This window comes from Janthinobacterium sp. GW458P (assembly GCF_002127585.1).
GTDB lineage: Bacteria > Pseudomonadota > Gammaproteobacteria > Burkholderiales > Burkholderiaceae_D > Janthinobacterium.
This window is the reverse complement of the sequence record NZ_NEGZ01000059.1, coordinates 1-14,783: the sequence shown is the minus strand read 5'-3', so window position 1 is coordinate 14,783 and position 14,783 is coordinate 1. Positions and strand designations below refer to the sequence as shown.

Annotated in this window: 15 protein-coding genes; 2 read left to right on the top strand and 13 right to left on the bottom strand. The window is 65.7% G+C overall.

Annotation, left to right across the window (positions count from 1 at the left end; translation table 11 throughout):
* Window positions 1-13: 13 nt before the first annotated feature.
* The gene (locus CBW50_RS24090; RefSeq protein WP_086147868.1) at window positions 14-637 is read left to right on the top strand and encodes a TetR/AcrR family transcriptional regulator; all 624 of its coding nucleotides are present in this window, start codon (window positions 14-16) and stop codon (window positions 635-637) included.
* On the opposite strand, the gene CBW50_RS24085 is transcribed toward CBW50_RS24090, so the two are convergent.
* Complete coding sequence (locus CBW50_RS24085; protein ID WP_086147867.1) at window positions 610-1,716, bottom strand: sialidase; 1,107 nt, start codon at window positions 1,714-1,716, stop codon at window positions 610-612. The genes CBW50_RS24090 and CBW50_RS24085 overlap by 28 nt on opposite strands.
* 4 nt (window positions 1,717-1,720) lie before the next feature.
* Entirely contained in the window at window positions 1,721-1,990 is a 270-nt protein-coding gene (locus tag CBW50_RS24080; protein ID WP_086147881.1) for a MoaD/ThiS family protein, read from the bottom strand.
* 103 nt (window positions 1,991-2,093) lie between these two features.
* Here CBW50_RS24080 and CBW50_RS24075 point away from each other — a divergent pair, with 103 nt between their 5' ends.
* Window positions 2,094-2,405, top strand: a complete 312-nt coding sequence (locus tag CBW50_RS24075) for a hypothetical protein (RefSeq protein ID WP_086147866.1) — start codon at window positions 2,094-2,096, stop codon at window positions 2,403-2,405.
* A gap of 21 nt (window positions 2,406-2,426) precedes the next feature.
* Here the strand turns inward: CBW50_RS24075 and CBW50_RS24070 are convergent, their stop codons facing one another.
* The 11 genes from CBW50_RS24070 to CBW50_RS24020 all read right to left on the bottom strand — a co-directional run bounded on the left by CBW50_RS24070 (window position 2,427) and on the right by CBW50_RS24020 (window position 14,692).
* Window positions 2,427-4,100, bottom strand: coding sequence for a PQQ-binding-like beta-propeller repeat protein (locus CBW50_RS24070; protein ID WP_157792407.1), 1,674 nt, complete (start codon window positions 4,098-4,100; stop codon window positions 2,427-2,429).
* A gap of 117 nt (window positions 4,101-4,217) precedes the next feature.
* Window positions 4,218-4,514, bottom strand: coding sequence for a 2Fe-2S iron-sulfur cluster-binding protein (locus tag CBW50_RS24065; protein WP_086147864.1), 297 nt, complete (start codon window positions 4,512-4,514; stop codon window positions 4,218-4,220).
* Between the two features lie 9 nt (window positions 4,515-4,523).
* Window positions 4,524-5,675, bottom strand: a complete 1,152-nt coding sequence (locus CBW50_RS24060; RefSeq protein WP_226936133.1) for a Gfo/Idh/MocA family protein — start codon at window positions 5,673-5,675, stop codon at window positions 4,524-4,526.
* Between the two features lie 9 nt (window positions 5,676-5,684).
* Window positions 5,685-6,749: a sugar phosphate isomerase/epimerase gene (locus CBW50_RS24055; protein ID WP_086147862.1), complete on the bottom strand. Its 1,065-nt coding sequence runs from the start codon at window positions 6,747-6,749 to the stop codon at window positions 5,685-5,687.
* A gap of 111 nt (window positions 6,750-6,860) precedes the next feature.
* Window positions 6,861-7,802, bottom strand: a complete 942-nt coding sequence (locus CBW50_RS24050; protein ID WP_216356406.1) for a substrate-binding domain-containing protein — start codon at window positions 7,800-7,802, stop codon at window positions 6,861-6,863.
* Between the two features lie 88 nt (window positions 7,803-7,890).
* A complete protein-coding gene (locus tag CBW50_RS24045) occupies window positions 7,891-8,910 on the bottom strand; it encodes an ABC transporter permease (protein WP_086147860.1) in 1,020 nt (339 codons plus the stop codon).
* Window positions 8,891-10,378, bottom strand: a complete 1,488-nt coding sequence (locus CBW50_RS24040; RefSeq protein WP_086147859.1) for a sugar ABC transporter ATP-binding protein — start codon at window positions 10,376-10,378, stop codon at window positions 8,891-8,893. Before CBW50_RS24040 ends, CBW50_RS24045 begins: the two co-directional genes overlap by 20 nt.
* Window positions 10,378-11,403, bottom strand: coding sequence for a LacI family DNA-binding transcriptional regulator (locus tag CBW50_RS24035; RefSeq protein ID WP_086147858.1), 1,026 nt, complete (start codon window positions 11,401-11,403; stop codon window positions 10,378-10,380). The genes CBW50_RS24040 and CBW50_RS24035 overlap by 1 nt, the downstream gene beginning before the upstream one ends.
* A 149-nt stretch (window positions 11,404-11,552) precedes the next feature.
* Window positions 11,553-12,140, bottom strand: a complete 588-nt coding sequence (locus CBW50_RS24030) for a hypothetical protein (protein WP_099420945.1) — start codon at window positions 12,138-12,140, stop codon at window positions 11,553-11,555.
* Between the two features lie 28 nt (window positions 12,141-12,168).
* Window positions 12,169-13,077: a glycerophosphodiester phosphodiesterase family protein gene (locus CBW50_RS24025; RefSeq protein ID WP_086147856.1), complete on the bottom strand. Its 909-nt coding sequence runs from the start codon at window positions 13,075-13,077 to the stop codon at window positions 12,169-12,171.
* Entirely contained in the window at window positions 13,052-14,692 is a 1,641-nt protein-coding gene (locus CBW50_RS24020; RefSeq protein ID WP_226936135.1) for a hypothetical protein, read from the bottom strand. Before CBW50_RS24020 ends, CBW50_RS24025 begins: the two co-directional genes overlap by 26 nt.
* Between the last annotated feature and the right edge of the window lie 91 nt (window positions 14,693-14,783).

The window sequence follows — 14,783 nt, the reverse complement described above, 5'->3', positions numbered from 1 at the left end:
GAGATTTTCAGCCATGGCCGCACCGCAACGCCTCACCGACCGCAAGCGCGTCGCCATCGTCGATGCCGCCATCGCCGAGTTCCGCGAGCACGGTTTCGATGCGACCAGCATGGACAGGATCGCCGCCACGGCCGCCGTTTCCAAGCGCACCGTGTACAACCATTTCCCCAGCAAGGACGAGTTGTTCGCGGAAATCCTGCAGCGCATGTGGGAAAGCAGCGTGGCCCAGCCCGCCGTGCCCTATGTGGCCGACCAGCCCCTGCGCCCGCAGGTGCTGGCCCTGGTCGAGCAGAAGATGGTCTTGCTGTGCGACCCGGCGTTCATCGACCTGGCGCGCGTGATCTTCGGCGAAACCATCCACTCGCCCGCGCGCGCGCAAGCGATGGTGGCGCGCCTGAATGAAAAGGAAACAGGCCTGAATATCTGGATCCGCGCGGCGCAGCAGGACGGGCGCATCAAGGCGGGCGAGACGCTGGAAGTGGGGCATCTGCTGATGGCTCCACTGAAGACCTTTGCCTTCTGGCCGCAGATCACCCTCGGTGAGCCTCTGCTGGGCCCGGCACGCCGGCGCGAAGTGACGGAACTGGCCGTCGATATCTTCCTGTGCTATTACGGCGTGGCAAAACAGACGGCATAGACGGGCGGCAAGTGGGCGGACAGCGTCTGCCAGTGCTCGCCCTCGTCGCCCGAATACCAGGCGCCGCCCGTCGTCGAGGCCATCAATAAACTGCGCCCGTCGTCGGCCAGCGCCAGCCCATGGCGGTACACGAGGTCGTAGCAATGCTGCTGCGGCAATCCCGCGCGCAGCACGTCAAAGGTTTTGCCGCCGTCGCGCGTGCGCGTGACGGCCAGCGCGCCGTCGAGCGGAATGCGCAGCACGTCCGCCTGCGCCGGCACGAACCAGGCCGTGTCGCCGTCACGCGGATGCACGGCCACGGCAAAGCCGAAATGCGACAGCGGCGCCGTCGTCACTTCCTGCCAGTGCCAGCCCGCGTCCTGCGAGCGCCAGATGCCGTTATGGTGCTGGCACCACAGCGCTTCCGGCGTGCCGGCGCTGCGCACGATGCGGTGCGGGTCTTGCACGGCTTCGTTTTCATCGAGTTCGGGCGGCATGTAGTCGGCCCGCATGCCCGTCGCGCTCAGGGCCCAGCTGGCGCCGCCGTCCAGCGTCTGCCACACGCCGCCGCAGGATACGCCGACCAGCACTGTATTGCTGTCGCGCGGGTCGACGCAGATGCTGTGGATGCCGGGCACGTCGTAGCCGCCGCCAAACCACTGCGCCCGCTGCGGCACGTTCCACAACGCTTCCACCAGCTGCCAGCTGTCGCCGCGGTCGCTGGAACGGAACAGGCCGCCAGGCAGGGTGCCCGCCCACAGCACGCCGGGCTGGTCCGCGCCGCCGGCCGCCAGCGACCAGATCTGCCGCAAGGTCCAGTCGACGGTATCGCTGCTGCCCTCGGGCTTGGCGGGATACGCGGGCACGGCGACTTCCTGCCACGCGCCGGCGCCCGCGTCGAGGCGGTGCAGCTTGGCGCCGAAGTGGCCCAGGTTCAGGGCCGCGTACAGCGTGCCGTCGCGGCTGTCGTGCAGCAGCATGGAGACGGGGTCGCCGGCGAATTGCACCAGCGCCAGCTGCCAGACGCCGGCCGCATCGACATCGAACCGGAACAGCCCCTTGCGGGTGCCGAGATACGCGCGCTGCGGAACTGCTGTCATGGCGTCAACCTCCTGAAAGTGCCTGCAAGATATACACCTGGCTGTCGGGCCGCAAGACGTCGTCAAGGTCGCGGCGCTCGCGGCAGCGCACGCCGTCGATGAAGATCACCACGTTGGGACGCAAGGCGCCCTGCTCGTCGAGCACGTAGCCGCGCAGGCGCGGCTGCTGCGCAAAGGCGCCATCCAGGGCGGCGCGCAGGCGGGGCGCGGCCACGTCCAGCGTGGGCACATCGAGAAAACGCGCCAGTTGTTGGGTAAAATGCAAGTGCGCCATGCTGCCCTTCGACGTCATCGGCCAGCCCTCATTCTAGTCCGCTTTGCCGACGATACAATGGCGCATGCCCTAAAATAGGGCCAAGCACACAAGGAGGCCAGGCATGACGATTACCCCGGAAGAACTAGCGGTGCTGATGCAGGAGGTGGAAGTGGCCGATCCCATCGACTTTGCCGACCTGCCCTTCAACGAGCAGGAATTGCGCGGCCTGATCGCCAACCACCTGTGCGAGATGGCCGACGCCATGGAAAGTTTTACGCCGGAAGACCGCAACCTGGCCCTGCTGGCCGTGGCGGCCAAGCTGGTGCTGGAAAACCTCGTCTTGCACGTGCAGCTGCTGCGCCGCCACGGCTTGCCCGTCAGCGACAGCGTGGAGGCGCTGCTGCAGCGGCTCAAGAACCCGGGCCGACCCTGAGCGCTGCACGGCGGCGGCCCGCTACTGCAGGTTGATGGCGGTCAACACCATCCTGCTGTCAGGCAAATTCGTACTCTGACGGATATACAGCACGCCATGGCGCGACAGCGCCAGGTTGCCGCCCATGCGGTAGGTCCAGACGGTCTTGCGGCTGGCCAGGTCGATCGCATAAGTCGTGTTGCTGCCGCCAACGAACAGCAGGTTATCGGTGACGATCACGTCGCCGCCAAAGTACGGGTCGCGGACCACGTCGAGCGGCCAGCTCCACAAGAGCGCGCCATCGCCGAGCTGGCGCGCTTCCAGCGCCTTGCTGGCCTGATTGCCCACGTACACGATACCGCGCGCCACCACCGGCTGCGTGCTGAACTGCCCCTTGACTGCCCAGCGCACGGCGCGGCTGCCCACATCGACCAGGCTCAGGCTGTTATCAGCCGCCTCGCCGGCCACCGGGCGCTGATTGAGCACCAGAACGCTGCCTGCATCGGCGAGCACGGGTGCCTGGCGCAAGCTGTTCTTATTGAAGCCGCCCAGCACCTGCCCTGGCACCGCCACGCTGAAGCGCGTCGCGCCATCGGCGATATTCAAGGCCGTCAATGTCCCTGCCGCATGGCTGTACACCGTGTCCGCGCTGACGGCCGGCGCCCACTCATCGACATTGCCCAGCTTGGGCAAACCGAGGCTGGCCGACCACAGCGTCTGCGTCGCCGCACCGATGACCTGCACGTCGTTATTGCCGCCCACGTAGACATTGCCGCCAAAGAAGGTGGGCGCCGTCGACAGGGACACCCCCAGCAACATGCCATTCGTATTCGGCGGGCGCACACTGGCCGGCACGCCGCCAGCGAGCGCGTCAAACACGTAGACGCTGTCGCTGCCCGCCATGGCCAGCTTGCCGCCCGAGACGGCGGGCGCCCCCAGATAGCCGTCCGGCGTCACCGATTGCGTCCAGCGCGCCTGGCTGTCGCTCTCGTTAAGCGCCGTCACCGTCGACGTGGTCACATATTTGCTGCTGCCTTCCACCGGCACGGCGGACTGCTGGCTGATATACACGAGGCCGTTGGCCGTCACCACGGGACTGCCAGCGACCGCGCGCGGGGAGCTGGCGCCCAGCCAGGTCCAACGGCGCGTGAAGCGGCGGCTGTCGAGGGTGACCGGCACCAGGCCCGTATGCGCGGCATTGCCATTCACGCCTTCCCAGTCGCCCACGCCGGACAGGGCTTGCAAGGCGCCCATGCTGCCGGCAAGCGGCGCGACCGTGACCTTGTAGCCCATGCTTTCCGTCTTGTACAGGCCTGCCGTGGCGGGCAAGGACAGCTCGATCTTGCCCGCGTACTCGCCGGGAGCCAGGCCAGGCACCGTCTTGAACGTCAGCAGCCAGCTGCCATCGGCCTGCTTCTGGCGCTCGGCCGCCTGCAGCACGAGCGCCGTGCCGCTGGCGGGTTTTTCCTGCGGCTGGGGACGCGCATCGCTCACGCCATCGGCCAGGCGCACCGTCACGTGGATGTCGTCACACGTAGCGCCAGGCTGGGCCGTGCAGCTGCCGCTCACCTCCGCCAGGCTCATGCCGGTTTTTTCCTGCAAGCCGGGCGGTACGCCAACGGAACTGCCGGAACCGCCGCCACAGGCGGACAAGGTAGTCATGATGGCCAGCGGCAATGCGGCGGCCTGCCACAACGAAGGGAATAATGTGCGCATGCAAGGGTCCATGTTGAGGTTTCATTTCCTCCCCAATGGAGGTGTGCTGGAAACCGGGACTGAGTGTTATAGCATGGGAAATATTGCAAAAATCTAACACATAATCACGGCAACGATCTATGGGCGCACGGCGCGTGCCTGCAAGGTGAGATCGCTTTCCGCCACGGCCACGCAGGGCAGGATATAGCCGTCGAGCCGTTCATCGGGGCTGATGCCGGGCCAGTCCACCGTGTAGCGGATCTTTCCTTCAGGCATGTGGCAGATGCACGTGCGGCAAGTGCCGTTGCGGCAGGAGCTGAGCAGGCGGATGCCGGCCAGCTCGGCGGCGGCCACGATGGTGGTGCCCGCCCCGGCCGGGAATTGCCAGCCTTGCGGGACGATGGTGATGATAAAGGTGGTCAGGGGCGCGCTCATGCGCCCAGTTTAACAGTCCGCCAAGGCGCTCCAACTGCCGCCCTGCGCATGGCTGCGCAGCACGGCTTGCGCAAAGGCCAGGCCCGCCACGCCATCATGGACGGTGGGCAGCCAGCTGGCTTCCTTGGGCACGGGCAAGCCCGCCTGCAAGGCCCGCATGTGCCAGGCCGCATCCAGGTACAGCTGGGCGAACGCTTCCAGATACCCTTCCGGATGGCCAGCCGGCACGCGCGTGGCGTGGCGCGCGGCGGCGCTGTCGACCCGGCCCGGACGCAGCAACTGGCGGTTGCCGCCCTGCGGCGTCACCCACAGTGCATTCGGTTGTTCCTGGTCAAAGTCCAGCTGCGCCTTGCTGCCGAACAGGCGCAATCGCACCGTGTTTTCGCAACCGGTCGCCACCTGGCTGGCCCACAGCGTCCCTTTCGCCCCATTCGCGTAGCGCAGCATCACCTGCACATGGTCGTCCAGGGTGCGGTGCGGAACAAAGGTGGACAATTCGGCCAGCACGGCGTGCGGCGTGAGTCCGCTGACGAACTGCGCCAGGTGATACGCGTGCAAGCCCACGTCGAGCAGGGTACCGCCCGGGCCAGCTTTCAGCGGGTCGTTATGCCAGTTGCCTTCGCTCATGCCACCCGCGTGTATCGCATCGGCCAGCCAGTCCTGCGAATACTCCACTTGCACGAGGCGCAGCTCGCCGATGTCGCCCGCCTCGACCATCGCCTTCGCATGGCGCAGCAGCGGATAACCGCTGTAGGTATGCGTGAGCGCAAACAGCAAATTTTTGCGTTGCGCCAGCGCCGCCAAGGCCTGCCCCTCCGCCAGCGAGATGCCCAGCGGCTTGTCGCAGATTACGTGGATGCCCGCTTCCAGGAACGCCGTGGCGACGGGCGCATGTAAATGATTCGGCGTAACGATGGCCACCGCCTCGATGCCGTCCGGACGCTGGCTTTCCGCCTGCGCCATGGCGCGGTAATCGCTGTAGCAACGCTCCGGCGCCAGGTGCAGCGCGGCGCCGCTGTCGCGCGCCCGCTGCGGGTCGGACGACAGGGCGCCCGCCACCAGTTCGTACTGGTCGTCGATGCGCGCCGCGATGCGGTGCACGGCGCCGATGAATGCGCCCTGCCCGCCCCCTACCATGCCCAGCCGTAAACGTCGCTGCATGTCAGTCTCCTAGTCCCTGGCCGGGCCTAGGCCAAGCAAGTGATGGATTTGATCCTGGTCAACAGCACTGCCCGCGAAATCGTCGAACGCATGTTCGGCCACGCGGATGATGTGGTCACGGATGAAACGCGCGCCTTCGGCCGCCCCGTCCTCCGGGTGTTTCAAACAGCATTCCCACTCCAGCACGGCCCAGCCGGGGAAGTCGTACTGCGCCAGCTTCGAGAAAATCGCCTTGAAATCGATCTGCCCGTCACCGAGCGAGCGGAAGCGCCCGGCCCGGTCCTGCCAGTCGCCATAGCCGCCATACACGCCCTGGCGCCCGCTGGGCCGGAATTCCGCATCTTTGACGTGAAAAGCCTTGATGCGCGCATGATAAATGTCAATAAACGCGAGGTAATCGAGCTGCTGCAGCACGAAGTGGCTGGGGTCGTACAAGATGGACGCGCGCGGATGGTCGTGGACGGCGGCCAGGAAGCGCTCGAACGTCACGCCGTCGTGCAAGTCCTCGCCCGGATGCAATTCATAGCAGAGGTCCACGCCGGCCGCATCGAACGCGTCGAGGATGGGCAGCCAGCGTTTCGCCAGTTCGGCGAACGCCGTTTCCACCAATCCGGCCGGGCGCTGCGGCCACGGGTACAGATACGGCCAGGCCAGCGCGCCGGAAAACGTCACGTGCGCCTGCAATCCCAGGCGCTGCGAGGCGATGGCCGCCCACAGCAGCTGCTGCGTGGCCCACGCCGTGCGGGCGGCAGGATCACCGCGCACCTGTTCTGGCGCAAAGCCGTCGAACAGCGCGTCGTAGGCCGGATGCACGGCGATCAGCTGGCCCTGCAAATGCGTCGACAATTCCGTCACCTGCAAGCCGTGGCGCGCCAGCAGAGCTTTCACGTCGTCGCAGTACTGCTGGCTTGCAGCCGCTTGTTGCAGGTCAAACAGGCGCGGTGCCGTGGGCAGCTGCAAGCCCTTGTAGCCCAGGCCGGCCGCCCATTGCGCCAGGTGCCCGAGCGAGTCGAACGGCGGCTCGTCGCCGAGAAACTGGGCCAGGAAAATGGCCGGGCCCTGGATGGTTTTCATGGAAATTCCTTAAAATCAAATTGGAAGGTCGGTCCCTGCGGGATCGGAATGCGTCCCATTGGGACGCATTCCCCCTTCAGGTACGACCCCAGCCCTGGTCTTGGGGTGTGATTAAAAAGGCGAGTTCGGAAAGTAGAACTGCCTGGCGTTCTCGCGCGTGATCAGCACCGAGGGGATGATCGTGTTGGCCGGCAATTTATCACCTTTCAGGCGCGCTTCCGTCGTCAGCTTGATGGCGTCGTACATGAACTTGGGCGAGTACGACACGTCGGCCACGATCAGCGGGTCGGAACCGTCCATGATCTTTTTCACCGCCCCCTTGGCGCCCGCGCCGCCGAACACCTGCTTGATATCCGTGCGCTTGGCTTGCGCGATGGCTTTTTGCACGCCGATGGCCATGTCGTCATCGGCGGCCCATACGGCGTCGATGTGCTTGAAGCGCGTCAAATAATCCTGCATGACCTTGAAGGCGTCGTCGCGGTTCCAGTTGCCGTACTTGGCGTCGAGCACCTTGATCTCGGGATGGCCCTTCATCACGGCGGAAAACGCGTCGTAGCGCTCGTTATCGAGCGTGGTCGGCATGCCGCGCAGCACGACGATATTGCCCTTGCCATTCAGGCTTTTCGCCAGGTATTCGGCCGGCAGCTTGCCGAAGGCCGTGTTGTCGCCGGCGATGTACGCATCCTGCGACTGCGTGTTCGTCAAGCCACGGTCCACCACCGTCACGTACACGCCCTTGCTTTTTACTTGTGCCACGGGCTGCGTCAGCGAGGCCGATTCGATGGGGAAGATCACCAGGGTGTTGATCTTGTTCACCGTCAACATGTCCTGCAGCTGGTTCGCCTGCTCGGGCGCCGTGGCGGCCGTCTTGACGATGATTTTCACGCCCGGATGGGCTTTTTCCAGCTCCGCCTTGGCCTGGTTGGCCCACCACACGATGCCCGACGTGAAACTGTGCGTGGCCGTGGGAATGGCCACGCCGACGACGAGCTTGTCAGCCGCTTGCGCCGGTCCCACCGGCAGCGCCCACGCCTGCAGCACCAGCACCGCCATCCCTGCTACCCGTATAAAGCTCTTCATGCTGCTCTCCTCCAAGGTTGTGGGCGCCCGGTGGCCGCCCTTTCAGAACGCCGCTGTGGTTTTATTTGCGGCCTCGCTGCAGGAAGGCGACGGCGATGATCACCACGCCTTGCACTGCGGCATTCAGGTAGACGCTGATGATGCTGGTCAAATTCAGGATATTGCTGATCACGGAGAGCAGGATGGCGCCGATCACGGTGCCGACGATGCGCCCTTCTCCCCCCTTCAGGGCAGTGCCGCCGACGACGACGGCGGCGATGGCTTCGAGTTCCCACAGCAAGCCCGTGGTCGGCGTGGCCGAGCCCAGGCGCGGCACGTACAGCACCGTGGCAATGCCCACGCAGATGCCCAGCAGCATGTAGGTGGCAATTTTCACTCTGTCGACATTGATGGCCGCATAGCGCGCCACTTGCTCGTTGGAACCAATCGCCTGCACGTGGCGGCCAAAGGTCGTGCGGTTCAGGATGACGGCGCCAGCCGCCGCGACGAACAGAAAGATCCAGATCGGGATCGGCGCGCCCAGCACGCTCGTGTAGTAGACGGGGCTGTACAGCTCGGACAGGGTGGCATCCAGGGTCAGCGCGCCGCCGTCGGCCAGATACGTGAGCACGGCGCGAAAGATGCCGAGCGTTCCCAGGGTGACGATGAACGGTTCGATATTGCCCTTGCTGATTAATAAACCGTGCATCAGGCCGAAACCAGCTCCCAGCACCAGCGCCATGGCGATGCCCAGCACCAGCATGGTGATCGGCGCCAGGTTGCCGCCCGCGCCTTGCGCCAGCGCATTCATGAAATAAATCATGCAGCCGGCGATCAGGGCCGCCATGGAGCCGACCGACAGGTCGATGCCGCCGGAAATGATGACGAAGGTCATGCCCACGGCGATGATGCCGATGAACGCCGTGCGCGTGAGCACGTTCATCAGGTTGTCCACGGTGGCGAAGTCGCCGTTGAGCAAGGTGCCCGCGATGCACAGAGATAACAAGCCCAGCACGGGGCCCAAGCCCTTGATGCGCGCGCCGAAGCGGGCAACGGCGGTGGCCATCGGGGATACGGTGGTGTCAGTGCGTGCCGGTTGCATGGGCAATCAACTCCTCTTCGGTCAGGTGGTCGGCGGACAGGGTGGCTTGCAAGGTGCCGGCGCGCATCACGGCGACCCGGTGGCACAGGCCGATCAATTCGATCAGTTCCGATGAAATCACGATCACGGCGCGCCCTTCGGCGGCCAGGCGGTGGATCAAGAAGTAAATGTCGCGCTTGGCGCCCACGTCCACGCCACGGCTCGGTTCATCGAGCACGACGACGCGGGGGTCCGAATGCAGGTATTTCGCCAGCGCCAGCTTTTGCTGGTTGCCGCCAGACAACATGCGCGCGCGGCTGTCCAGGTCGCCCGTGCGGATATTGAAATCCCCGACGGCCCTGGCCAGTGCCTGCTTCTCGGCGTTGACGTCGAGCCAGGGCCGCGCATAGCGCTCCATCGTCATCATCGTGAGGTTTTCGCGCAAGCCCAGGTTCACATGCAAGCCCTTTCCCTTGCGGTCTTCGCTCAGATACGTCAGGCCATGCTGCATGGCTTGCCTGGGCGTGCGGATATCGACCTCTTGGCCATTGATCTCGATCAAGCCCGCGCTGCGCGGGCGCAAGCCCAGCAGCGCTTCAAACGATTCCGTGCGCCCCGCGCCCACCAGGCCCGCAAAGCCCAGCACTTCGCCGGCACGCACCTCGAACGACAGGTTTGTCGACCAGCCGGGCACGCACAAGCCGTCGACGCTCAAGACCACGGGCGCATCGGCCGCCAGCGCCACTTTCGCCGGGAACATGTCGGACAATTCGCGCCCCACCATCAGGTTCGCCATCTGCTGGCGCGTGAGGCTGGCCGTCGGCTCGCGCGTGACGAAACGCCCGTCGCGCATGACGATGACCTCGTCCGTGTTGCGCTCCACTTCATCGAGCTTGTGCGAGATATACAAAATGGTCACGCCATCGCTTTTGAGCTGCGCCATGACGGCGAACAGCCGCTGGGTTTCCGACGACGTCAGGGTGGCCGTCGGCTCGTCCATGATCAAAAAGCGGGCGCGGCGCGACAAGGCCTTGGCGATTTCCACCAGCTGTTTTTCGGCAACGATGAGGTCGCGTATTTTGGTGTCGGGCGACACGTCCAGCCCCACCTGTTTCAAATAGCGCGACGCTTCCTCGCGCATGGCGGCCTCGTCCAACAGCCAGCCGCGCGTCTTTTCGTGTCCTAAAAACATGTTTTGCGCCACCGTCAGGTGCTCGGCCAGGTTGAATTCCTGGTGGATCAGCACGATGCCGGCGGCCTCCGCCGCGCGCGAGCTGGCGAAGCGCCGGGGCTGGCCATCGATCAGCAGCTGCCCTTCGCTCACGCCCTCGTAGCCGGCGAGGATTTTCATCAGGGTCGACTTGCCGGCGCCGTTTTCGCCCAGCAAGCCATACACGCGCCCGGGCGCCAGGGTAAAACTGACGCCATGCAAGACGCGCACGGGGCCGAAATCCTTGCACACCCCCTCGAAACCGACGGCAACGCTCACTATGCACTCCCTCGCAGAATTAAGCGGTGCTGCAGCAGCACGCCCGGCACGCTGGCTGCCGGGTCCGCCAAGCGCTGCAGCAGCAGGCGGGCCGCCGTCTCGCCCAGCTCGCGCATCGGCTGCGCGATGGTGGTCAAACCGGGGGCCATCTGCGCGGCGATGGCGATATCGTCGAAGCCGATGACGGCCACGTCCTCGGGCACGCGCAGGTTCAGCTGGCGCAGCGCGCTCAAGACGCCGATGGCCAGGGTGTCGGACACGGCAAAGATGGCCGTCGGCGCATCGGGCTGCGCCATCATGCGCAGGGTGGCGGCCGTGCCCGCCTCGTAATCGAGGCTTTGCACCGTGTGCACCCACTGCGGCCGCACGGGCAGGCCGGCCGCCGCCAGGGTGTCCAGATAGCCTTGCTGGCGTTGCCGCGCGTACAGATAGCGCTCGTCGGAGTTGATCAGGCCGATGCGCGTGTGGCCGCGCGCCAGCAGGTGCGCGACGGCGTCGGTGGCGGCCCGGTGGTTATCGATGCCGACATAGGGCACGGCCACGCCGGGGTCGAATTCGCAGCAGGCCACCCACGGCAGGCTGGCGGACTCATGCGACAACGCATGCTGCACCGTGTCCGGGTCCAGGCAGATGGCGCCGTCGGCCCGGTGCATGCGCAGCAGGTCGAAGTAGGAGCGCTCGCGGCCCGCATCGGCGCCCGTGTCGCACAGCAATACAAAGTAGCCGTGCTCGCGCGCCACCGTGTCGATGCCGCGCACGATCTGCGCATAGAAAGGGTTGCCCACGTCGGGCACCATGGTCAGCAGCATGCGGCTCTCGGCCGTGCGCAGGCTGCGCGCCAGGTGGTTCATGCGGTAGCCGAGCGCGGCCACGGACGCCAGCACCTTGTCGCGCGTGGGCGCCCGCACGCCGGCCTGCTCGTTCATCACGCGCGAGACGGTGGCCACCGACACGCCCGCATGCGCGGCGACGGCGCTGATGGAGACGGTTTCTGTCGGCAAGGAAGACGGGACGGCTGGCGGCATGGGGCTTTTCACATAAATGTAATCGATTACATTTATAGGCCAGCACGGCGCGCGATGCAAACATTATCGATGCTGCGATGCGCAAAAAACAGGCAGGAAAAGAGACTTAACGGAGACAAAAACGGCCCTGTGCGGGCCGTCTGACGCAGCTATTTCTGCGCTTGCAAGGTGTTCTGCTGCACGGCAAAACCGGCGCGCACGGCGGACAGGGCCGCCACCCACAGGATCAGGCCGGCGCCGAGGCAGCCGACGGGATGCATGGGGCCGTGGCGCACGGTGAGCGGATAGCCGATGGCCCACACGCACAGGGCCATGCCGATGGCCACATGGCGGCGTGCCTTGAACAGCCAGGCCAGCGGAAAGAAATGCAGGCCCACGATCAGGATCACGGCGGGGATGAACCACGCCTGCAGCCCCAGGTTTTTCAGGACATTGCCGACGATGAAGATGGCGATCCATTGTCCCGCGTTCACCATATTGAACAGCCGGCCCGCGCGCTTCGCTTGCGGCGTCTGTTCCGCCGCCGCATGCGCGGCCCGGTGGCGGCGGAACTGGCGCCACGCCAGCATGAACAGCAGGACGGTGACGGCGGCCACCGGCAGCAGACGCAAAGGCTGGGCGCCATACGTCTGCACGCACCAGGCGGCCACCCACAGGCCGCCGAACAGGGAAAAGAACATGGCGCCGATGGCGCTACGGGCAAGAGCGGCGGCAGGGTCGGTCTGTGGCAGTGTCATGGCAGGGTCTCCCGGTCGATCAAAGTGATTATTTCATCATCGCGCAAAACGTTTCGGGATTGCCGTCAAGAATGACGCCGCTGGGCAGGCGGTGGCTGCGCTGCTGGGCGCGCAGCAAGGACGCGGCCAGGGCCGAGTCGCCATCGACGGCGTAGACGAAGACGGGCATGTTCATGCCGGCCGCATCGGCCAGCAGATTCGGATTGGCGTCCAGGCTGCGCGCATCGACGTGCACGCCGACGGGCATGCCGATCTGCTGCTGCACGCGCTGCAGCCACGGCTTGTCCAGCCTGGGCGGACGGGCGTTTTTCGCAATGTAGCGGCTGACCCGGTTGGCGCCGGCCGCCTGCGCATTGCGCGCGTCAAACACGAGCAGGCCCAGGTAGCCTTGCGGGTCGGCGCGGCGCGCGCAAGCGAGGTTGTTCGGCACGCCCGACGTCAAGAACCAGTTGCCGTGCTTGATGCCGCGCAACTGCGCCACCAGGGTGGCGATCGGTGCGCACGAAGGCATGACATCCTTGATTTCCGCATTCAGGGTCTTGGCCGGGAAAGCGGTGGCCAGGTCGGCGATGTCGCTCACAAAGGGCGGCGTTTCCGGCGTGGGCACGCCCCGGTTCTTCATGCTGGCCGCGCGCCAGTCGTCGGCCGTCAATTGTTTCACGGTGCGGGGCGCGCCCGTGTCGACCACCCTGCCCGTCAACAGATCGTGGTGCACGACCCAGTTGCCGTCGCCCAGCAGTTGCAAATCCGTCTCGACGCCGTCCCAGGTGCCGAAATACGTGTTGCGCAGCGCGCTCAGCGAGTTTTCCGGCGCATTGCCGGCGCCACGGTGGGCGTGCACCTTCATGCCCAGGCAGTCGGCCTGCACGGCTGTGCTGGCCATGCACAGCAGCAAGGCCAGCGCGGCCGCCTTATTTTTGTTGCGGGTGATAACCATATTCGAGTCCCTGCAAAACATTGATGCGGATCGCTTCGTTGACGGGGTAGCTGTAGCCCTGCCCCACCGCCACGACGTGCGTGATATTGGCCAGCAAGCCCTTGCCGGCGATTTGCCAGCGCGTGCTGTCGTCGGCCGCCTGGCGGTTCCAGTCCAGCATCTGGCGGAACAGCTCGCTCTTCGTGACATTGTTGTCCGACAGGCTGAAGATGCCCCAGGTGCCCAGGAAGGCGCCGGCCAGCACGCCCGTGGCGATCCAGGCGGAACGGCGGCTCAGCTGGCCATCGGCGCCCGCCTGCTCGCCCCGGCGCGCCGCCAGCACCAGCAAGCCCACGGTGGCGATCAGGTACAGCAGTTTCGAAAAGTGGCCGATGGCGCCCAGCAGCGAGAAAAACAGGGCCACGGGCGGCACGATGGCGGCGCGCGCCGCTTCCTTGCCCTCCGCATAATACTTGCCATGCACTTCGAAGTCGCTGCGGCTGGCGCGGTACTCCACCAGCTTTTCCGCCGTCTGGCGCGCGGCGAACTGGTCGAACAGGCGGCTGAACTCGGCCGGACTCGCATACGCCGCCTGCACCACGGCGCCCTTGGGCAAGCGCAAGCCCTTGCCCGCTTCGCTGCCGTCGCCGCCGTCCGGCCCGTCCCGCAGCACGGCCTGGATGCCGGGGCGCGCCACGAAGGCGGGGAAAGACAAGCCGGGCGGAATGCGGTCGCCCTTGATCGTCAAGCCCTTGCCGGCCGCTTCCGACGCATAGCGGCGCTTGACGGCGGCGCGGAAACTCAATTGATCGGCCGGATGCCAGTTGGCCGACACGGGCACCTTCTTGCGCACATTGTTGACCACGGCTGCCTTGCGCCGCGCCGGCACGGAATGCGGCTGCCAGCCGTGGCGCGACAGGCTTTGCCGATAATCGTTCCAGGCCGATTCCTGCTGCTGGCGCAAGCCCGCATCGTCGTCGGGAATGATACCCGAATACAATTTCCACTTGTCATGCACTTCGCCGATCGCCTGCTGATACTTGTCGTAGTAGCCGGCCGCGCCGCCGGCGATCTTGCGGACATTAAAGTTGATCAACTGCTCCTTGGCCGGCTCCATGCGCTCGTCGAGGTGGCCCACCGACACGGCCAGGAACGGAAACAGGGCGAGGAAGGCCTTGCCTTCGGGCTTGGCAAACAGGGTGGGATCATCGACCAGGCCCTGCAATTGCAGGCTGCCGCCCACCAGCGAGCGCTGCATCAGGGTGGTATTGAAGGCCAGGCGGCGAAATTGCGCATCGCGCGTTTCGACCAGCACCGTGACCGTCGTCTTCAGAATGCCGAACACGACCGCGGCCGTGGCGACGCAGCAAAAGACGATCTTTTTCCAGCCGGGGCCGCTGCCATTGTTCTTCAGGCGGCGGCGCCACATCAGCTGCAGCACCACCAGCGCGGCGGCGATGCCCGACAGGCTGCGGCCATAAAATTCCACGCCTTCCACGTCGTGCGGCTTGACGTCGCCGCCCACCACGTCGAGCAAACGGGCATTGAAGCCCAGCTCGCAGCACAAATAAATGATCGTCAGGACGATCAGGATCAAGGTCTGCCGGATTTGCAGACTGCGCAGACTCGCGGCCATCTTATTTCCTCAGATCGATGACGACGGGCTTGATCTCTTCGGCATGGAAGATCATCGGCGCGGCCGGGGCAGCCGCCGCGCCGCGCGGCGC

What these genes read in the sequence shown, in the direction of transcription:
- CBW50_RS24090 (WP_086147868.1), top strand. Translation starts at nt 14, where the DNA reads ATGGCCGCACCGCAACGCCTCACCGACCGCAAGCGCGTCGCCATCGTC.
- CBW50_RS24085 (WP_086147867.1), bottom strand. Translation starts at nt 1,716, where the DNA reads ATGACAGCAGTTCCGCAGCGCGCGTATCTCGGCACCCGCAAGGGGCTG.
- CBW50_RS24080 (WP_086147881.1), bottom strand. Translation starts at nt 1,990, where the DNA reads ATGGCGCACTTGCATTTTACCCAACAACTGGCGCGTTTTCTCGATGTG.
- CBW50_RS24075 (WP_086147866.1), top strand. Translation starts at nt 2,094, where the DNA reads ATGACGATTACCCCGGAAGAACTAGCGGTGCTGATGCAGGAGGTGGAA.
- CBW50_RS24070 (WP_157792407.1), bottom strand. Translation starts at nt 4,100, where the DNA reads ATGCGCACATTATTCCCTTCGTTGTGGCAGGCCGCCGCATTGCCGCTG.
- CBW50_RS24065 (WP_086147864.1), bottom strand. Translation starts at nt 4,514, where the DNA reads ATGAGCGCGCCCCTGACCACCTTTATCATCACCATCGTCCCGCAAGGC.
- CBW50_RS24060 (WP_226936133.1), bottom strand. Translation starts at nt 5,675, where the DNA reads ATGCAGCGACGTTTACGGCTGGGCATGGTAGGGGGCGGGCAGGGCGCA.
- CBW50_RS24055 (WP_086147862.1), bottom strand. Translation starts at nt 6,749, where the DNA reads ATGAAAACCATCCAGGGCCCGGCCATTTTCCTGGCCCAGTTTCTCGGC.
- CBW50_RS24050 (WP_216356406.1), bottom strand. Translation starts at nt 7,802, where the DNA reads ATGGCGGTGCTGGTGCTGCAGGCGTGGGCGCTGCCGGTGGGACCGGCG.
- CBW50_RS24045 (WP_086147860.1), bottom strand. Translation starts at nt 8,910, where the DNA reads ATGCAACCGGCACGCACTGACACCACCGTATCCCCGATGGCCACCGCC.
- CBW50_RS24035 (WP_086147858.1), bottom strand. Translation starts at nt 11,403, where the DNA reads ATGCCGCCAGCCGTCCCGTCTTCCTTGCCGACAGAAACCGTCTCCATC.
- CBW50_RS24030 (WP_099420945.1), bottom strand. Translation starts at nt 12,140, where the DNA reads ATGACACTGCCACAGACCGACCCTGCCGCCGCTCTTGCCCGTAGCGCC.
- CBW50_RS24025 (WP_086147856.1), bottom strand. Translation starts at nt 13,077, where the DNA reads ATGGTTATCACCCGCAACAAAAATAAGGCGGCCGCGCTGGCCTTGCTG.
- CBW50_RS24020 (WP_226936135.1), bottom strand. Translation starts at nt 14,692, where the DNA reads ATGGCCGCGAGTCTGCGCAGTCTGCAAATCCGGCAGACCTTGATCCTG.